The organism is Pseudomonas sp. GW822-FHT07A10, assembly GCF_058798795.1.
On sequence record NZ_JBXAKV010000008.1, the window covers coordinates 25,842 to 44,944 of the forward strand.

16 protein-coding genes are annotated in these 19,103 nt (G+C 61.0%); 14 read left to right on the forward strand and 2 right to left on the reverse strand.

The window, feature by feature from the left end; translation table 11 throughout:
- The first annotated feature begins 25 nt into the window (after positions 1–25).
- The 10 genes from AC1RL4_RS14910 (at position 26) to AC1RL4_RS14955 (ending at position 12,851) form a co-directional block, all read left to right on the forward strand.
- The gene (locus AC1RL4_RS14910) at positions 26–2,182 is read left to right on the forward strand and encodes a type I secretion system permease/ATPase (protein WP_028939515.1); all 2,157 of its coding nucleotides are present in this window, start codon (positions 26–28) and stop codon (positions 2,180–2,182) included.
- Positions 2,172–3,539 carry an HlyD family type I secretion periplasmic adaptor subunit gene (locus AC1RL4_RS14915; protein WP_230174087.1) on the forward strand — a complete coding sequence of 456 codons (1,368 nt, stop codon included), beginning with the start codon at positions 2,172–2,174 and terminating at the stop codon, positions 3,537–3,539. Before AC1RL4_RS14910 ends, AC1RL4_RS14915 begins: the two co-directional genes overlap by 11 nt.
- 291 nt (positions 3,540–3,830) lie before the next feature.
- Entirely contained in the window at positions 3,831–4,742 is a 912-nt protein-coding gene (locus AC1RL4_RS14920; protein WP_018929408.1) for a TauD/TfdA dioxygenase family protein, read from the forward strand.
- 15 nt (positions 4,743–4,757) lie between these two features.
- Positions 4,758–5,783 (forward strand): ABC transporter substrate-binding protein, encoded by a 1,026-nt coding sequence (locus tag AC1RL4_RS14925; protein ID WP_028939517.1) that lies wholly within the window; start codon positions 4,758–4,760, stop codon positions 5,781–5,783.
- A gap of 5 nt (positions 5,784–5,788) precedes the next feature.
- Positions 5,789–6,649: an ABC transporter ATP-binding protein gene (locus AC1RL4_RS14930; protein ID WP_230174085.1), complete on the forward strand. Its 861-nt coding sequence runs from the start codon at positions 5,789–5,791 to the stop codon at positions 6,647–6,649.
- A 20-nt stretch (positions 6,650–6,669) separates the two neighbouring features.
- Positions 6,670–7,536 (forward strand): ABC transporter permease, encoded by an 867-nt coding sequence (locus AC1RL4_RS14935; RefSeq protein WP_018929405.1) that lies wholly within the window; start codon positions 6,670–6,672, stop codon positions 7,534–7,536.
- A 58-nt stretch (positions 7,537–7,594) separates the two neighbouring features.
- Positions 7,595–8,515 (forward strand): LysR family transcriptional regulator, encoded by a 921-nt coding sequence (locus AC1RL4_RS14940; protein ID WP_019651583.1) that lies wholly within the window; start codon positions 7,595–7,597, stop codon positions 8,513–8,515.
- A gap of 126 nt (positions 8,516–8,641) precedes the next feature.
- The gene (locus AC1RL4_RS14945; RefSeq protein WP_230174082.1) at positions 8,642–10,180 is read left to right on the forward strand and encodes an MFS transporter; all 1,539 of its coding nucleotides are present in this window, start codon (positions 8,642–8,644) and stop codon (positions 10,178–10,180) included.
- A gap of 26 nt (positions 10,181–10,206) precedes the next feature.
- The gene (locus AC1RL4_RS14950; RefSeq protein ID WP_230174080.1) at positions 10,207–11,277 is read left to right on the forward strand and encodes an HlyD family secretion protein; all 1,071 of its coding nucleotides are present in this window, start codon (positions 10,207–10,209) and stop codon (positions 11,275–11,277) included.
- A complete protein-coding gene (locus AC1RL4_RS14955; protein WP_230174078.1) occupies positions 11,274–12,851 on the forward strand; it encodes an efflux transporter outer membrane subunit in 1,578 nt (525 codons plus the stop codon). The genes AC1RL4_RS14950 and AC1RL4_RS14955 overlap by 4 nt, the downstream gene beginning before the upstream one ends.
- Here the strand turns inward: AC1RL4_RS14955 and AC1RL4_RS14960 are convergent.
- Complete coding sequence (locus AC1RL4_RS14960; RefSeq protein ID WP_019581661.1) at positions 12,832–13,521, reverse strand: NYN domain-containing protein; 690 nt, start codon at positions 13,519–13,521, stop codon at positions 12,832–12,834. The genes AC1RL4_RS14955 and AC1RL4_RS14960 overlap by 20 nt on opposite strands.
- A gap of 496 nt (positions 13,522–14,017) precedes the next feature.
- Here AC1RL4_RS14960 and AC1RL4_RS14965 point away from each other — a divergent pair, with 496 nt between their 5' ends.
- Genes AC1RL4_RS14965 through AC1RL4_RS14980 form a run of 4 tightly spaced genes read left to right on the forward strand, consistent with a single transcriptional unit; the run spans position 14,018 to position 18,722 of the window.
- The gene (locus tag AC1RL4_RS14965; protein WP_026331885.1) at positions 14,018–14,800 is read left to right on the forward strand and encodes an efflux RND transporter periplasmic adaptor subunit; all 783 of its coding nucleotides are present in this window, start codon (positions 14,018–14,020) and stop codon (positions 14,798–14,800) included.
- On the forward strand, positions 14,797–16,116 hold the full coding sequence (locus tag AC1RL4_RS14970; RefSeq protein WP_019651579.1) for an efflux RND transporter periplasmic adaptor subunit: 1,320 nt from the start codon (positions 14,797–14,799) through the stop codon (positions 16,114–16,116). The genes AC1RL4_RS14965 and AC1RL4_RS14970 overlap by 4 nt, the downstream gene beginning before the upstream one ends.
- Positions 16,117–18,213 (forward strand): site-2 protease family protein, encoded by a 2,097-nt coding sequence (locus AC1RL4_RS14975; RefSeq protein WP_028939522.1) that lies wholly within the window; start codon positions 16,117–16,119, stop codon positions 18,211–18,213.
- A gap of 11 nt (positions 18,214–18,224) precedes the next feature.
- Complete coding sequence (locus tag AC1RL4_RS14980; protein WP_028939523.1) at positions 18,225–18,722, forward strand: GNAT family N-acetyltransferase; 498 nt, start codon at positions 18,225–18,227, stop codon at positions 18,720–18,722.
- A 58-nt stretch (positions 18,723–18,780) separates the two neighbouring features.
- Here AC1RL4_RS14980 and AC1RL4_RS14985 read toward each other — a convergent pair whose 3' ends face one another.
- A complete protein-coding gene (locus tag AC1RL4_RS14985) occupies positions 18,781–19,092 on the reverse strand; it encodes a DUF6916 family protein (RefSeq protein WP_007940987.1) in 312 nt (103 codons plus the stop codon).
- Positions 19,093–19,103 lie beyond the last annotated feature (11 nt).

A 19,103-nucleotide genomic window follows, 5' to 3' on the forward strand; every position in this document is an offset into this window, starting at 1 on the left:
TGTTAGCTAGCCAAGAGTGTCGAGCGTGGAATCAGAAGTCAGTCGAGTTCAACTCATTCATGATCCACGCGCGCTGCATGACGATCCGTTACTGGACGGCCTGCTAGCCCTCTGCACTTTGCACCAGAAGCCGGCCAGCGCGGCGATGCTGACCACCGGCCTGCCGTTGCCCAAACAGCGCCTGAGCGTCGAACTGCTGCCTCGTGCAGCCGCTCGCGCCGGGCTGCAAGGGCGGGTGCTGCAACGCAAACTGGAGCAGATTCCGGCAATCGCCATGCCGGCGCTGTTGCTGCTCAAGGACGGACGCAGTGCGGTGCTGCTCGGCTGGCACGGTGAAGACCAGGCCCGCTTGCTGCTCAGTGAAAGCGATGGTGGCGAAGTCTGCGTCAGTCGTGAACTGCTCGCCGACGACTACATCGGCAAAGTGTTCTTCGCCCAACCCCAGCACAAATTCGACGTCAATCACGGCACGCTGATCCCCCGCGCGCGTTCGTGGTTTCGCGACACCCTCAAGCGTTCGCGCTGGCTGTACGTCGACGCCATCGCTGCCAGTCTGCTGATCAATATCATCGCCATGGCCGCGCCGCTGTTCGTGATGAATGTCTATGACCGCGTGGTGCCGAACCAGGCCGAATCGACCCTTTGGGTGCTGGCCATCGGCATCACCGGCGCTTATGTGTTCGACCTGATTCTCAAGAGCCTGCGCAGTCTGTGCCTGGACCTGGCCGGCAAGAAAACCGACCTGATCATTTCAGCGACGCTGTTTGAGCGCATCGTCGGCATGGCCATGAAGTACCGCCCGGCGCGGGTCGGCAGCTTCGCCCAGAACATCCATGAATTTCAGAGCCTGCGCGACTTCCTCGCGTCGCTGACCCTCACCAGCCTGATCGACCTGCCATTTACGCTGTTGATCTTCCTGGTCATCGCGATCCTCGGCGGGCATCTGGTGTGGATTCCGGTGCTGGCGTTCCCGATTGCGCTGCTGATCGGTTATGCCTTGCAGAAGCCGCTGGTGGCGACCATGGAGCGAACCATGGCCCTGGGCGCCGAGCGCCAGTCGAGCCTGATCGAAACCCTTGCCGGTCTTGATGCGGTCAAGGTCAACAACGCTGAAAGCGAACGCCAATATCAGTGGGAACAGACTATCGGCACCCTCAGCCGCCTTGAGCTGCGGGTGAAAATGCTGTCCGGTCTGGCGATGAACATCACCTTGCTGATTCAGCAATTGGCCGGGGTGATCATGATCGTCTTCGGCGTGTACCAGATCATTGCCGGCAACCTGAGCATGGGCGGTTTGATCGCCTGTTACATGCTCAGCGGTCGCGCCCTCAGCCCGCTGGCCTCGCTGTCCGGTCTGCTGACCCGCTACCAGCAAGCCCGCGTGACCATGACCTCGGTCGATCAGATGATGGAGTTGCCCCAGGAGCGCAATTTCGACGAGCGCCCGCTGAGCCGCAAGGTCCTGCAAGGCGCCATTGAATGCCGTCAGCTGACCTTCACCTATCCGAATCAACAGAACCCCGCGCTGAAGGGCATCAACCTGATCATCAAGCCAGGCGAGAAGATCGGCATCATCGGTCGCAGCGGCTCGGGCAAAAGCTCCCTGGCCAAACTGCTGGTGGGCCTCTATCAGCCGGACGACGGCGCGTTGCTGGTGGATGGTGTGGATATCCGCCAGATCGACGTCAGCGAACTGCGCCACAACATTGGCTACGTGCCCCAGGACATCCAATTGCTCGCCGGTACGTTGCGCGACAACCTGGTGTCGGGCGCGCGCTATGTCGAAGACGAATTGGTGCTGCAAGCCGCGGAGCTGGCCGGCGTCCATGAGTTCGCCCGCCTGCACCCGCAAGGTTATGAACTGCAAGTAGGTGAGCGTGGGCAGAACCTGTCCGGCGGTCAGCGCCAGAATGTCGCCCTGGCCCGAGCGTTGCTGCTCAACCCGCCGATCCTGTTGCTGGACGAACCCACCAGCGCCATGGACAACACTGGCGAAGAGCGCCTGAAACAACGCCTCGCTGCCGTGGTGGAAAACAAGACCGTGGTGCTGGTGACGCACCGGGCTTCGCTGTTGTCGCTGGTGGATCGCCTGCTGGTGATCGACCGCGGGCAGATTCTCGCCGATGGTCCGAAAGCCGCCGTGATGGAAGCGTTGAAAAAGGGGCAGATCAGTGTTGCTTAAGTCCGGGGTCAAAGAATCCATCCGCCGCTACTTCAAAGGCTCCGCGTCGCTGCAAGGCCAACCCCTTCCCGAGGTCAACAAAGCGCTGATCGAGGACGCCCCGCGCGTGGTGCGGTTGACGATCTGGGCGATCATCGGCTTCTTCGTGTTCCTGATGCTGTGGGCCAATTTTGCGGTGATCGATGAAGTCACCAAGGGCGACGGCAAGGCGATTCCGTCGTCGAAGATCCAGAAAATCCAGAACCTTGAGGGCGGCATCGTTTCCGAACTGTTCGTCAAGGAAGGGCAAATCGTCGAGGCTGGTGCGCCGCTGATACGTCTGGACGACACGCGGTTCGCCTCCAATGTTGGCGAAACCGAGGCCGATCGGCTGTCGATGCTGTTGCGTGTGGAGCGCTTGAGCGCCGAGGTCGATGACCGTCCGTTGAATTTTCCCGCCGATGTGCTCAAAGCCGTACCCGGCCAGGCCGCCAGCGAACAGTCGTTGTACATCAGTCGTCGTCAGCAATTGCACGATGAGATCGGTGGCTTGCAGGAACAGTTGATCCAGAAGCAGCAGGAGCTGCGTGAGTTCACCTCCAAACAGGCCCAATACCGCAGCGGCCTGTCCTTGCAGCGTCAGGAAATCGCCATGTCCGAGCCGTTGGTGGCTCAGGGCGCGGTGTCCCCGGTTGAGGTTTTGCGACTCAAGCGTGCCGAGGTCGAAACCCGCGGCCAACTGGACGCCACCACCCTGGCGATCCCTCGCGCCGAATCGGCGATCAAGGAAGTGCAGCGCAAGATCGATGAGACTCGCGGTAAATTCCGCAGCGAAGCCCTGACTCAACTCAACGAAGCACGCACCGACCTGAACAAGGCCCAGGCGACCGGCAAAGCGCTGGAAGACCGGGTCAGCCGAACGCTGGTGACATCGCCGGTACGGGGCATCGTCAACAAGTTGCTGGTGAACACCATCGGTGGTGTGATTCAGCCGGGCAGCGACCTGGTGGAAATCGTGCCGCTGGACGATACCTTGCTGGTGGAAGCCAAGATTCGCCCGCAAGACATCGCCTTCCTGCATCCGGGGCAAGAGGCTACGGTGAAGTTCACGGCTTACGACTACACCATTTATGGCGGGCTGAAAGCCAAGCTGGAGCAGATCGGTGCCGACACCATCACCGACGAAGACAAGAAGACCACGTACTACATCATCAAACTGCGCACCGAGCGCAGCCACCTCGGGACGGATGAGAAGCCGTTGCTGATCATTCCTGGGATGGTGGCGTCGGTGGATATCATTACCGGCAAGAAGACCATACTCAGTTATTTGCTCAAGCCGATTATCCGGGCTCGCGCCGAGGCGTTGCACGAGCGGTAGTTTTCGGGTGAGGCTGATGGCCTCTTCGCGGGCAAACCTCGCTCCTACAGGACGCGGGGCTTCTGTAGGAGCGAGGCTTGCCCGCGAAAGCGTCCTCAAAGACACCACACTTCAAAAGCCATATCGTTATTCGCTAACGGTATTTAAATTTAAATTCTTATACCTATAAAGTCACTTCCCTGCGTACCTGCCGACCAATCGGCGCGCCGCACGACACGAACCAACACGGGACCTCCGTGAGTTTCTGATCGACGCGCGCCCTTGAGCGCGCCGTGCGTGGGAGTGATTTTTATGCCAGCTGTCTCTTTTTCCCCAAAGCCTGAGCCAACAAGCGCCGCTACCCTCGCGTCGCAAGCCTTCGAAATCCGCCCGTTCAGCGGTGCCGTCGGTGCCGAAATCATCGGCCTGGATTTGTCCCGCCCAATCAATGACCAGGACTTCTCCCGAATCCACCGTGCGCACCTGGATCATCATGTGGTGGTGTTCCGCGACCAGCGCATAACCCCCGAACAGCAGATCGCCTTCAGCCGCCGTTTCGGCGTGTTGCAGATCCACGTGCTCAAGCAATTCCTGCTGGCCGGGCATCCGGAAATCCTCATCGTTTCCAACATCATCGAAAACGGCCAATCCATCGGCCTCGGTGATGCCGGCAAGTTCTGGCACTCCGATCTCTCTTATAAAGAACTGCCGAGCCTGGGCTCGATGCTGCATGCCCAGGAGCTGCCCTCCGAAGGCGGCGACACGCTGTTCGCCGACATGCACAAAGCCTGGGACAGCCTGCCCGAGGCGCTGCGTAAAGCCGTCGAAGGTCGTTCGGCCGCGCATTCCTACACGGCGCGCTACAGCGAGAGCAAATTCGAGGGCAACTGGCGTCCGACCCTGACGCCGGAGCAACTGGCTCAGGTCGCTGAAGTTGTTCATCCGATCGTCCGCACCCACCCGGAAAACGGTCGCAAGGCGTTGTTCGTCAGCGAGGGCTTCACCACCCGCATCGTCGGTTTGCCGGAAGACGAGAGCAAACAATTGCTCGACGAGCTCTACGCCCACAGCGTGTTGCCGCAAAACATTTACCGCCATCAATGGCAGGCCCACGACCTGGTGTTCTGGGACAACCGCTCGCTGATTCACCTCGCCGCCGGATGCCCCAGCCATCTGCGCCGCAAGTTGTATCGCACCACCATCCAGGGCGACGCGCCTTTCTGATTTCGGAGAACCCTCATGTCCAAACGTCTTCCATTTGCACCGTTGGCCGCCGCTATCGGCCTGGGTTTCAGCCTGCTCGCCGGCAGCCTGGTGGCGCCGACCGTGGCCCACGCCGAGGGTGAAATTCGTATCGCCGAACAATTCGGCATCGTTTATCTGCTGCTCAACGTGGTGCGCGATCAGAACCTGATCGAGAAATACGGCAAGCAGGAAGGCATCGACATCAAGGTCGACTGGACCCAGCTCTCCGGCGGCTCGGCGGTCAACGATGCGTTGCTCTCCGGCTCCATCGACATTGCCGGTGCCGGCGTCGGGCCGCTGCTGACCATCTGGGACCGCACTCACGGCAAACAGAACGTCAAGGCCGTGGCTTCCCTGGGCAACTTTCCTTACTACCTGGTGAGTAATAATCCAAAGGTCAAAACCATCGCTGACTTCACCGAAAAGGACCGCATTGCGGTGCCGGCGGTCGGGGTGTCGGTGCAGTCGCGCTTCCTGCAATACGCAGCGGCCAAGCAATGGGGCGACAAAGAGTTCAATCGCCTCGACAAGTACACCATCGCCGTTCCGCACCCGGATGCCACTGCGGCACTGATCGCTGGCGGCACCGAGTTGACCGGGCACTTCTCCAACCCGCCCTTCCAGGATCAGGCGCTGGAAAACCCCAGCGTGCACGTGGTGCTGAACACCTATGACCTGCTCGGCCCGAACTCGCCGACCGTGTTGTTCGCCACCGAGAAGTTCCGCAACGAAAACCCGAAAACCTATAAAGCCTTCATCGCGGCGCTGACTGAAGCGGCCGAGTTTGCGCAGAACGATAAAGGTGCGGCGGCCGACACTTACATCCGCGTCACCAAGGCAAAAATCGATCGCGCGGCGTTGCTGAAAATCATCGACAACCCGCAGTTCGAATTTACCGTCACGCCGAAAAACACTTACCCACTGGCCGAGTTCCTCTACCGCGTCGGCGCGATCAAAAACAAACCGGATTCGTGGAAGGATTACTTCTTCCAGGATGCCAAGCCGCTGCAAGGGAGCTGATCGACATGAACGCCCCCTTGCAAGGCCACACGGCCAGCAATCCGATCGTGGCCGCGCAAGCGCTGCTGTCGGTCGACCAGGTCAGCCTGGAATACCGCACGCCTGCGCGTGTGGTTCGAGCGACCCATCAGGTCAGTTTCGAGATCGATCCGGCGGACCGCTTTGTGTTGCTCGGTCCGTCCGGCTGCGGCAAATCGACGTTGCTCAAGGCGGTCGCCGGGTTCATCCCGCCCTGTGAGGGCGAGATTCGCCTGCAAGGCCAGCGGGTCGATGCGCCGGGGCCGGACCGGATCGTGGTGTTCCAGGAGTTCGATCAGCTGCCGCCGTGGAAAACCGTCAAACAGAACGTGATGTTTCCGCTGCTCGCTTCCAAAACCCTCAAGCGTAAAGAGGCTGAAGAGCGGGCGCTGCACTATCTGGACAAGGTCGGTCTGGCGGCGTTTGCCGATGCCTATCCGCATACCCTGTCTGGCGGCATGAAAGCTCGGGTGGCGATTGCCCGGGCGTTGGCGATGCAACCAAAAATCCTGTTGATGGATGAACCCTTCGCCGCCCTCGATGCGCTGACCCGGCGCAAGATGCAGGAAGAGTTGCTGCTGCTCTGGGAAGAGGTGCGTTTCACGCTGCTGTTCGTCACTCACTCCATCGAAGAGGCGTTGGTGGTGGGCAACCGGATTCTGCTGCTGTCGCCTCATCCGGGGCGGGTACGAGCCGAAGTCCACAGCCATCAATACGATTTGCACAGCCTCGGCGGTGTGGCGTTCCAGGAATCGGCGCGGCGGATTCATCGGCTGTTGTTCGATGAAGGCCAGTCACCGGAAACCGAGCGCGCGCTGGATTTCGCCGATATTCGCATCGCTTATTGAGCCATTGAAAGGAGTGCCCGATGAGCCCGTTATCATCCGCGCGTAAAGAGTACGAAACCGTTTTGCAGCCGCTGACGAGCGTCCCGCTGGAGCGTGAGTTACCCCTCGGTCAGCGTCTCTGGCAACAGGGCTGGTTGCGTAAAAGCCTGATCCTGATTGTGCTCGCGCTGCTCTGGGAAGCCGTTGCCCGTTACCAGAATAACGACCTGCTGCTGCCAGGTTTTCTGCAAACCGCCAGCGCGCTGTACGACGGCCTGCTCAGCGGTGAGTTGTTGGGCAAGGTGTGGATTTCGCTGGTGGTGTTGTTGAAGGGCTACCTGATCGGGATTGTGCTGGCGTTTGCCCTGACCACGCTGGCAGTGTCGACGCAATTGGGTCGCGATCTGCTGAGCACGCTGACCTCGATGTTCAACCCGTTGCCGGCGATTGCGCTGTTGCCGCTGGCGCTGCTGTGGTTCGGGCTGGGGCAGAACAGTCTGATTTTTGTACTGGTGCATTCGGTGCTCTGGGCGTTGGCCTTGAACACCTATGCCGGGTTCCTTGGCGTTTCGGAAACCCTGCGCATGGCGGGGCGCAATTACGGCCTCAAGGGCATGCGTTTCGTGTTGTTCATCCTGATCCCGGCCGCGTTGCCGTCGATCCTCGCCGGTTTGAAAATCGGCTGGGCGTTCGCCTGGCGCACGCTGATCGCCGCTGAACTGGTATTTGGCGCCACCAGCGGCAAGGGTGGGTTGGGGTGGTACATCTTCCAGAACCGTAATGAGCTGTACACCGACAAGGTGTTTGCCGGGTTGGCGGTGGTGATTCTGATTGGGTTGCTGGTGGAGAATCTGGTGTTTGATACGTTGGAGCGGGTGACGGTGAAGCGTTGGGGGATGCAGCGGTGATCTTTTGATCTGCTAGCATTGCGTCTGAATTAATCCAGACCAACCATGAGTGCTCAGCATGCAACTCCCGGACATGAACCTGTTGGTCGCCCTCGACGCCTTGCTCGACGAGGGCAGTGTGGTGGGCGCTGCGCGACGGATGAACCTCAGCCCGGCGGCGATGAGCCGGACGCTGACGCGGATTCGCGAGGCCATCGGCGATCCGATTCTGGTACGCGCCGGCCGTGGCCTGGTGCCGACACCCAAGGCGCTGGAGTTGCGCGAGCAAGTGCGGGACCTGGTGGAGCAGGCTGCTTTACTGTTCCGATCCGCCGATGACGTGGACCTGGGCAGTTTGCGCCGGCGGTTCAGTATTCGCGCGAATGATTTTTTTGTGGGTGTCTACGGTGGCAAGCTGTTCGACACGATGGAACGCCAGGCCCCGCATTGCGAACTGCGCTTTGTTCCCGAGGGCGATGGGGATGATGAAGCCTTGCGCGAAGGGCGCATCGATCTGAGCGTCAGCAACAATCGACCGCTGATGCCGGAAGTGAAGGTGCAAAACCTGTTCTCCACCCACTTTGTCGGGTTGGTGCGCGAAGACCATCCGCTGTTCGACGACGAGATCACCGCCGAGCGTTACGCCGGCTTTTCCCATATCAGCATGTCCCGTCGCGGGATCGCCCGTGGGCCGATCGACACGGCGCTCAACGCCTTGGGGCTGGAGCGGCGGGTGGCGGTGATTGCGCCGAGTTTCCATGCGGCGATGTTCGCCTTGCCGGATTCCGACCTGATCCTGCCGGTGCCCAAAGAAGCATTGCTGAGTGTGCGGCGCCTGGGCTTGAAGCTGCGCTCGTTCACCCTGCCGATTCCGCTACCTACCCTCATGCTGACCCAGGCCTGGCACCCGCGCTTCGACAAAGACCCGGCGCACCGCTGGATGCGCGAAACGCTCAAGGCTTGTTGCGACGAGACCTGGCTGGCGGCACAGCCGGTTTGAAGATCAAGGGATCGCAGCCTTTAACCATTGCGTGTAGTGCACTTATAAGCTGCCAATAAGTCAATTTTCGTAAGCCCCCGCGCTTCCTAAAATGCTTCGGTATCCCCCTTCCGGAGCGTGCAGTACATGACTTCCCTCACGGTCACGGCGCCTCTCGCTGCGACTACTCCAGCGACCGCCGTCGCACCACCGGTCTTCGGCCCGCGAATCATCATCGGCCTGGTGGGCGTGTTACTGGTGGTGTTGGTGTCAGGCCTGAACGAGATGGTGACCAAGGTCGCCCTGGCCGACATTCGCGGTGCGTTGGCCATCGGCTACGACGAAGGCACCTGGCTGGTCGCCAGCTACACCGCGACCTCGGTGGCCGCCATGGCGTTTGCTCCTTGGTGTTCGGTGACGTTCTCGTTGCGGCGCTTCACCTTGTGCGCCATCAGTGTCTTCACTCTGTTGGGCGTGCTGTGCCCGTTTGCCCCGAATTATGAAAGCCTGCTGGTCATGCGCACCCTGCAGGGCCTGGCCGGTGGTGCGTTGCCGCCGATGCTGATGACCGTTGCGCTGCGGTTCCTGCCGGCCAACGTGAAGCTCTATGGTCTGGCCGGTTATGCCCTGACGGCAACCTTCGGCCCTGGTCTCGGTACGCCGCTGGCCGGGTTGTGGACCGAGTACGTCGGCTGGCAATGGACCTTCTGGCAAATCGTCGTGCCGTGTCTGATTGCCATGGCGGCGGTGGCTTACGGTCTACCTCAGGATCCGCTGCGTCTGGAACGCTTCAAGTCATTCAACTGGCGTGGCTTGCTACTGGGGTTTGCGGCGATCTGCATGTTGGTGATCGGCATCCTGCAAGGCAATCGGCTGGACTGGTTCGAGTCGAGTCTGATCTGCGCACTGCTCGGCGGCGGGCTGCTACTGCTGGTGCTGTTCCTGATCAACGAGTGGTCGCAACCGATTCCGTTCTTCAAATTGCAGATGCTCGGCATCCGCAACCTGTCGTTCGCGTTGATGACCCTGGCCGGCGTGCTGGTGGTGTTGCTCGCGGTGGTCATCATTCCCTCCAGTTACCTGGCTCAGGTCCAGGGTTATCGCCCGCTGCAGACGGCGCCAATCATGCTGTTGGCGGCGTTGCCACAGTTGATCGCGCTGCCGTTGGTGGCGGCGCTGTGCAACCTGCGTTGGGTCGATTGCCGCTGGGTGCTGGGGATAGGCCTGAGCATGCTGGCGCTGTCTTGCCTCGGCGGCTCGCAGCTGACGTCGGCGTGGATTCGTGACGATTTCTATGTCCTGCAATGGCTGCAGATTTTCGGTCAACCCATGGCCGTGCTGCCGCTATTGATGCTCTCCACCGGCAGCATTACTCCGATGGAAGGACCGTTCGCTTCGGCCTGGTTCAACACGGTCAAAGGCCTGGCGGCGGTGATCGCCACCGGGGTCATCGACGCGCTGACCACCGCAAGGCTGCATTTCCACTCGAGCATGCTGGTGGACAACCTTGGTAACTCGCCTCTGGTTGATAGCGCCAGCGCGAACCTCGCTCACCGTCTGCATCAGCAGGCTGTGGTGCTGACTTCTTCCGATCTTTATCAGTGCATGGCCGGCGTCGCAGTGGCGCTGATCCTGCTGATTTTCTGGCTGCCGACGCGGATTTATCCACCGCGCGCGCCAACTTGAACGCTTCACTGGAACAGAAGGTTTTTATGACGACTCAATCAAAGCAAAAAGTCGCTGTCGGCGTTGCCGCAGCGATGGTGGTCGGCGTGTTGATTTACCTGGTGGCGCCGGGTTTGTTCGGCAAGCGTACACAGCAAAGCACTAATGATGCCTTCGTCTCGGCGGACTTCACCCTGGTGGCGCCGCGTGTGGCGGGATTCATCAAGGAAGTGCTGGTGGAGGACAACCAACAGGTCAAGGCCGGGCAACTGCTGGCGTTGATCGACGACCGCGACCTGCGCGCTGCCGCTGAGGCCGCCGACGCGCAAACCCTGGTGGCCAAGGCGCAGCTGCAAAACGCCCGGGCGACCCTGGAACGCCAGACGTCGGTGATCGCTCAGGCCCAGGCTACGGTGGTTTCGGCGAAGGCGGAGATGGCTTTCGCCAAGCATGAACTGAACCGCTACAACCACCTCGCCGGGGTGGGCGCCGGCACCGTGCAGAATGCCCAGCAGGCGCGCACGCGCATCGATCAGGCCACCGCTCGGTTGGCCAATGCCACAGCGGTGCTGGCGGCGGAACGCAAACAAGTGGAGATCCTGACCGCCCGGCGCGATGCCGCCGAAGGTGGGCTGAAACGAGCGCAAGCGGCGCTGGAAATGGCCAGCTATGAACTGTCCTATACGCGCATCGTTGCCCCCCAGGACGGCATGGTCGGCGAGCGCGCGGTGCGGGTCGGCGCCTATGTCACACCGGGCAGCAAGATTCTGGCCGTGGTGCCGTTGGAGCGGGCGTATGTGGTTGCCAATTTTCAGGAAACCCAACTGACCGACGTACAGCCGGGGCAGAACGTGCAGGTGCATGTTGACAGCCTTGGTGGCGAAGCCCTGCAGGGACGCGTCGAGAGCATCGCACCGGCCACCGGCGTGACCTTCGCGTCAGTCAAACCGGACAACGCCACCGGCAATTTCACCAAGGTTGTGCAACGGATTCCGGTGAAAATCATCCTCGATCCAGGCCAGCCATTGGCTGAGCGGTTGCGGGTGGGGATGTCGGTGGAGGCGAGTATTGATACTGCCAGCGCTACGGCCGATGAGCATGAGGTCGCACAACGATGAACTTCGCTAATCGCACATCCCTGTGGCGAGGGGGCTTGCCCCCGTTCGAGTGCGCAGCGCTCGCAAATTTCGGGTCCGCTGCGCGGCCCAACGGGGGCAAGCCCCCTCGCCACAGAGCTAGCATTCGTTCTGTCGCTATTGTGTTGAACCTGCTTTCGTTGAGTGCCTGCACCGTCGGACCGGACTTCCAGCGCCCTCAGGCACAGCAAGTCGCCCAATGGTCGAAACCGGCCAAAGCCGCCGCCAGTCAGGTCGTTCCCAACGAGATGGACGAACGCTGGTGGGAAGTGTTCCACGATCCGAAACTCTCGGCTCTGACCCAGCGCGCCCTGACCGACAACCTCGATTTGAAACTCGCCAGCAGCCGCTTGCAACAAAGCCGCGCCGCGCGCCAGGTAATCACCGCCGAGCGCTATCCCAACACCGCCGCCACCGGCAGCTACGGGCGCAAACGCAACAGCGGTGAAGGCCTGAACGATCCGTCGGGCAATAACGGCGACTCGGCGTACAACCTGTGGGATGCAGGCTTTTCCGCTTCCTGGGAACTGGATTTCTGGGGTCGTGTACGCCGCGAAACCGAAGCTGCCGATGCCACCCTGGAGGTGGCGGAAAACGATCGTCGCGGCGTGCTGTTGTCGGTGCTCGCCGAAACGGCTCAGGACTACATTCAACTGCGCGGTGTGCAAAGCACCCGGGCTGTCACCGAGCAGAACCTCGACGTCGCCCGGCATAGTTTGAAACTCTCGCAACTGCGCCTGGCTGACGGTGTGGCGACGGATCTGGACGTCGCCGAAGCCGCCGCGCAAGTCGCGGCCATCGAATCGCGTTTACCGGCGCTGGAGCAGCGTCAGTCGCAACTGATCAACGCGCTGAGCCTGTTGATGGGCGAACCGCCGCAAGCGTTGTCCGCCGAGTTATCCACAGACGCTCCCATGCCGCAAACCCCGCGCCAGGTCGCCATCGGCTTGCCCTCGCAATTGGCCGAGCGCCGCCCCGACATCCGTGAGGCTGAAGCCCGTCTGCATGCGGCTACTGCCAATATCGGCGTGGCCAAAGGCGACTTCTATCCGCGCATCACCCTGTCGGGCAACATCGGTTCGCAGGCCCTGCAACTGAGCGATTTCGGCTCCTGGGGCTCGCGCTCGTTCGGCATCGGTCCGCAATTGAGCCTGCCGCTGTTCGACGGCGGTCGGCTGCGGGGCGTGTTGCACCTGCGCGAAGCCCAACAACAGGAAGCGGCCCTGGCTTACCAGCAAACCGTGCTGCGGGCCTGGCATGAAATCGACAATCAACTCACCGCCTACAACGCCAGCCAATTGCGCCGCGACAGCCTCGCCGAAGCCGTACGCCAAAACCAGATCGCTCTGCGCACCGCACAACAGCAATACGTCGAAGGGGTGGTGGATTTCGTCAACGTCCTCACCGTGCAAGGCGAATTGCTGGCGACCCAGCAGCAATGGGTCGAGAGCTCGACCGGGGTGTCGTTGGCGATGGTCGGGTTGTACAAGGCGTTGGGTGGGGGATGGGAGTCGGTGTATCCGGTGGCAGGGGCCGTTACCAATAATCCGGCTTGATCGCGGGTGCCTTATGAGTAGCCACACGAACTGGAAACTGGTGCGACTGCAGCTCTTCTGAGGTTACGACACGTCGCATCCAGTGTGAGTGCTCCTTTAAAGAGCCTGGTGATGGACGGTTTAACTCGGCTCGATGAGGAAGAATGACTCCAACTCTTATGTCTGGGAAATCTTCTCGAATTGCTCTCAGGGCTGGAGTCATATCGGTGTCGCTGGATACCAGGACTAGCTGTTCGATTTGCTCATGGAAATGGAGCTTGGCCTGCCTTGCCGCAGTGCGATACATGCTGATTGCGATGTGGACATCCGTTTCTTTTTCTTCAAGCTTCCAGATGTCGATCTTGTCTTGGCGAGAGGCGGCGGTCTTTCTGTCAATGAAGCGAGGTGCTTTAGCTGGCTCAAGTTTATGGCGACCATAGTGAACGGCAACATTAGTCGCTTTTAAAGCACGCACATAGGTGTCTTGAGCTTCTTTGGACACTCTGCCGCGAGTGGCAAGTTCTGGTTTGACAGATGAGGTGAAGTAATCAACCGAGATGAGTGAATTTTGTGGGTTCTCGATGTGGGCGACATGGCCCAGCAAGCCTTTCAGATTGAGCCATTTGTATGGGGTACCCGCGAGCAATCCATAGAACACGTTGTAGCCATCAACAAAGAAAGCGGTACGCACAAACTCAATCCTCAGAAACGAAAAAACCGGCCTAGGCCGGTTTCTTCACCACCAACTGCCAGTGAACTTAATCTCTGCGTACGGGGTTCAGTAAGACGATCCTAAGTCGAGTTAGCGATGACGTCAACCGTTGACTGACCAAGGCATCACTCGGAGGGACATCCCCAGCGCCGGCAAGCCAGTTTTGTGCATTTGTCTGGTTGATGGTCAAGCCATTCCTGGACCCATCTATTAATGATTGTTACGGCGGAAAGGGTAGATGTGCCGTTGCGTTTGTAGGGGATGAAGTGTCTATTGCCGATTTCGTTTTTGATCGAATGGTCGTTCCTGATTTCTTGTGGGATTTATTACCGATACTCATCGAGCTCGGAAATCAACGACCGCTCTGAAAATTTTGTCCTTTTTGAAACATTACATTTCCAACCAATGATGGCTATCTGCTTGACGCGCCCCCCCGCTGTCGTAGACTCCGCTCATCCGTCAGGGAGTTACGGTTATGCGGCGTTTTCGTATTTGGGTTGCGGGATTAACCTTTGTAACGTGCGTAGTACAGGCGCAAACGCCTGCGCCAGACGATCCGTTGCTGGAAAGCAACGCGGTCGGCGGTAACGCGTCAGCCAGCAGTGAGGCCCGTGGTGTGTTGCGAGCCCGGGATCAGGCTGTGCTCGCCAGTGAGTTGTCCGGGCGGATTGTCGAGTTGCCGTTCAGTGAGGGCGAGTCGTTCAAAAAGGGCGACACCCTGGCGCGGTTTGACTGTTCGGCTTATCAGGCTCAGCTCAACGCGGCACAGGCCGCCAATCGTGGCGCCGGTGAGGAACTGGCCCATAACCGGCAACTGGCGGCGTTGAATTCGGTGGGGCGCTTTGAAGTGGCGCGAGCCGAGGCCAAGGTCAGCGAAACCCAGGCGCAATCTCAGGTTTATCAGGTTCAGGTCAAACGCTGCAGCGTGGTTGCGCCGTTCGATGGCCAGGTCGTCGAACGCAAGGTCAAGCGCTACGAAAGCGTTGCTGCTGGCGCGCCTTTGCTGGACGTTGTCGATAACCGCACTCTGGAAATTCACCTGTTGGTGCCGTCACGCTGGATGGGCAAGCTCAAGCCCGGCCAGACGTTCAGCTTTGTTCCCGATGAAACCGGTCAGCCGCTGGATGCCACGGTCAAGCGCCTCGGCGCGCGGATCGACGAAGGCAGCCAGACCTTGCTGCTGGTGGCGACACTGCCCAACGCCAGCGGCCTGTTGGCCGGCATGAGCGGGACGGCGCGTTTCGCGGAGCTGAAATGAACGCGCCGGTGACGGGTGGCGCCGAGCAGGTATTTGCCAGGTTTCTCGATCTCGAACGCCAGACCCGCGCCGCGCGCAATCCTGCTCAATTGGCCTACAGCCTGGTCAATGACGGTCAGGCGCTGTTCAGTTTCCGCCATGCCGCGTTGTTGATCGCCGGCAAGGTGCAGGCGGTGACTGGTGTCAGTGCGGTGGAGCCGAATGCGCCGTTCGTGGCGTTTGTCGAGCAAGCGGTCACGCAGTTGTTCAAGCTCGAAGTGCTGAAACAGGCACGGGTGATCGCGCCCGATCTGCTCAGCGAATCGATTCAGGCCGATTGGCAAAGTCTGTCGGCCGCTCAAGTGTTCTGGCTGCCGCTGATTGATCATCAGGGCGAGATCTTCGGCGGGCTGTGGCTGGCGCGGGATGTGCCATGGAACCCTGCCGAGCAGGTGTTGTTGTCGCAACTGGGCGACACCTATAGTCACGCCTGGCTGGCGCTGCAACCGCGCAAGCCCTGGCGACTGCGTTGGACGCGTAAGCGTCAGGTGGCGCTGGTTGCCGTGTTGTTGCTCGGGTTGCTGATTCCGGTGCGCCAATCGGTGTTGGCACCGGCCGAAGTCGTCCCGTTGGGCGGCCGGGTGGTCGCCGCGCCACTGGACGGGGTGATCGCCGAGTTCCTGGTCAAACCCAACCAGACGGTGAAAACCGGTGATCTGCTGCTGCGCTTCGAAAGCACTACGCTCAAGGCGCAGGCCGATGTGGCCGAGCGCGCCCTGGGCGTTGCCGAAGCAGAACTCAAGGCCAATTCCCAACGCTCCTTCGCCGATGCCGAATCCAGTTCGAAAATCGATCTGCTGGCCGCACGTGTCGAGCAGAAACGCGCCGAACGGGATTACGCCCGTGAACTGCTCAAACGCAGCGAAGTGCGTGCCGAGCGAGACGGCATCGCGGTGTTCGCCGACGCTGAACGCTGGACCGGCAAACCGGTGCAGACCGGCGAGCGCTTGATGGAACTCGCCGACCCGAATCAGGCCGAGTTGCGCATCGAATTGGCCGTGGGCGATGCGATTGCCCTGGAACCGGGGGCGCAGGTCGCACTGTTTCTCGACAGTGATCCACTGCAGCGGTACCAGGCCAGGCTCGAACGTTCGGCCTATGAAGCGCAGCCAACAGCTGGCGGGCAACTGGCTTATCGACTGGATGCGACATTCGACGGCGCACCGCCGCGCATTGGCCTGCGTGGCACGGCGAAAGTCTTCGGTGACCGTGCGCCGCTGGCGCTGTACCTGTTGCGTCGACCGCTGGCCGGGTTGCGTCAGAGCGTGGGCCTTTAGATGAGCTTGCCGAGCCTGCGGGCAGACTTGCAATTGTCGGCGGCAGCCCCGGCCCTCGACGGGTCGCCGTGCTGGACCCTGGCCGATCCGGTGCGTGGACGTTATTTCAAACTCGGCGCGGCGGCGATGCGCTTGCTGCGTCATTGGTCCCTGGGTGATCCCGAGCAGGTGCTGCGTGCCGCCAACCGCGAGCCAGGGCTGCCGCTGGACGGCGCGGCGCTTGAGCAATTGCTGGAGTTTTTGCGCGGCCACGACCTGATCAGCGCCCTCGACCCATCGCAGCGTGCCAGTTACAGCCTGAAGGCCGCGGCTCAGCGCCAGAGCCTGTGGAAAATCCTGCTGCATCAATACCTGTTTTTCCGGATTCCGCTATGGCGCCCGGACGCCTTTCTCAATCGCGTCTGGCCGTGGCTGGAGCATTTCGGCCCGCGCGCATTGCGCTACGGATTGCCCGCGACGCTGGGGCTCGGGGTGTTTCTGGTATCGCGGGACTGGCAGCGATTCATCGCCACTTTTCCGCACCTGTTCAGCCTCGGCGGCGCATTGGCGTTCGCGGTGGCGCTGTTTTTCGCCAAGCTGTGCCACGAGTTCGGCCACGCCTTCATGGCCAAGCGCGCCGGCTGTCGGGTGCAGAGCATGGGCGTGGCGTTCATGGTGCTGCTGCCGATGTTCTACACCGATGTCAGCGACGCCTGGCGGGTCAACGATAGACGTGCGCGATTGCTGATCGGCGCCGGTGGGGTGCTGGCGGAACTGGTGTTGGCCTGTATCGCGCTGCTCGCCTGGTCACTGCTGCCCGATGGCCCCGGGCGCACGGCGGCGTTCATGCTCGCCAGTGCGACTTGGATTACTACGCTGGTGATCAACCTCAACCCGTTCATGCGTTTCGACGGCTACTTCTTGCTCAGCGACTTCTGGGAGGTGGACAACCTTCAGGGGCGCGCCTTTGCCTTGTGTCGCTGGCGATTGCGCGAGTTCCTGTTCGGCTACGCTGCCCCGGCGCCGGAGCCGTGGTCGCCGAAGATGCAGCGGCGTTTGTTGATCTGGGGATACGGCTCGTGGCTGTGGCGCGCGGCGTTGTTTTTCGGGATTGCGCTGGCGGTTTATCACCTGTTCTTCAAGGTATTGGGGATCTTCCTGATGCTGGTGGAGCTGGTGTGGTTCATCTTCCTGCCGATCCTGAACGAGTGGCGGCAATGGTGGAGTCGTCGCGAACAGGCGCATACGCCTCGGGTACTGATCAGTAGCCTGACATTACTTGGGCTGTTGTTGCTGCTGGCGCTGCCGTGGCGCAGCGCGGTGGAGCTGCCGACGATGCTGGAGGCGGGACGCACCAGCGCCCTGCACGCGCCGGTGGCGGCGCGGGTAAAAACGGTGAATGTGCACGACGGCCAGGTTGTCGCTCAGGGTGAAGTGCTGATCGAGCTGGAGACACCGGACCTGGACTCACGCCAGGCGATCGTTCGTCGCGAGATCCAGATCCAGCAATTGCAGATGCGTCGTCAGGCCAGCCGCAGCGAAACTGCAGCCGACGCCGGAATCGTCGAGCAGCGCCTGGCGGAAGCGGTGGCTGAATACCGAGGGCTGGTCGCCCAGCGTGAGCGACTGCTGTTACGCGCACCCCACGCCGGCAAGGTACGCGATCTGCTGCCGCAGTTAACGGTCGGGCGCTGGCTTTCGACTAAAGAGCCTTTGGTTCGGGTGGTCGAAGACGGCGCGCGGTTGCGCGGTTATCTGGCCGAAGCCGAGCTGTGGCGTGTTGCTCCGGGTGCTCGCGGGCGGTTCATTGCCGATGACCCGATGCACCCGGCGATCGCCGTGCAATTAAGCGAAATCGATACCAACGGCGCGGCTTATGTCGATCAAGAGGCGCTGACTTCCGATCATCATGGGCCGATTGCCGTGCGCCGGGATCAGCTTCAGCGCGCCGAGCCGGTGCAGGCGCAGTATGGCGCGCGGTTGAGCATCCTCGAAGAGACGCCGACGCCGGTGCAACCTTTGCGCGGCATCGTGGTGTTGCAGGGCAGTGGCGAATCGTTGCTGGGCGTTGCCTGGCGGCGCATGGCGGCCTTGGGGGTCAGGGAAAGCGGTTTCTAGGGAGAGCAGCGATGGCGAACAGCAATTCAGTGGCGGCGGACGGCCTGGTGGTCAGACCTTCGCGGACCAGCGATGGACCTTTCCTGCACAGCCTTTACCAGGCGGCGCGGCCGGATCTGCAATGGATCGACGGCGAGCAGGAAGTGGTCGAGCAGGTGATTGCCCAGCAATTCACCGTGCAGGAGCAAGGACTGGGGGAAAACTTTCCCAATGCCATGCATTACGTGATCGAGAAACTCGACACAGCCATCGGCGCGCTGACCACCGACTTCGGTCCCAATGAAATTCGCGTGCTGTACCTGGCGTTTATCCCCCAGGCCCGAGGCCGGGGTTACGGGCGGACGGTGCTGCAAGGCGTGCAAAAAGCCGCGCAACAAATCCGTTGCCCGGTGGCGACGGTGGTCTGGGCCAACAATCCCCATGCGCGCCAGCATTACCTGGCGCTGGGGTTTCAGGTTGAAGAGCGCAACCCGGCGGCGGAGCGGTTGGTGTGGTACCCGCAGGGTTAAGAGCAATACAAAAAACTGTGGTGAGGGGCTCACCACATAAGCCCGCTCCCACAAAGTCTCAGTTGAAGGCGATGTAGAAATAACCCACGTCGGGATCCCGCCCCATGGTCGGTACTCGCGAGACGAAAATATTTTCCACCTGGCCCAGTTCCGGCAACTCCAGCGCACACAAGCCATCGACAAAGTCAGTGGGTTGCAGGCTGTTGAGCTCGACGCTGAACGGCATGCGCTCGCTTTTGGGCATCTGTGAATGGGGCGTTTCTTTAAGGGTGTCGATATGGATCGGCAATTCACTGCCATCGGGCAGCCGCAGCGTCCCGGTCTTGCCCAGCAGTGCCTGAAAGTGTTGGCTTTGAACCTGTTGCAGCATGGCATCCCTCC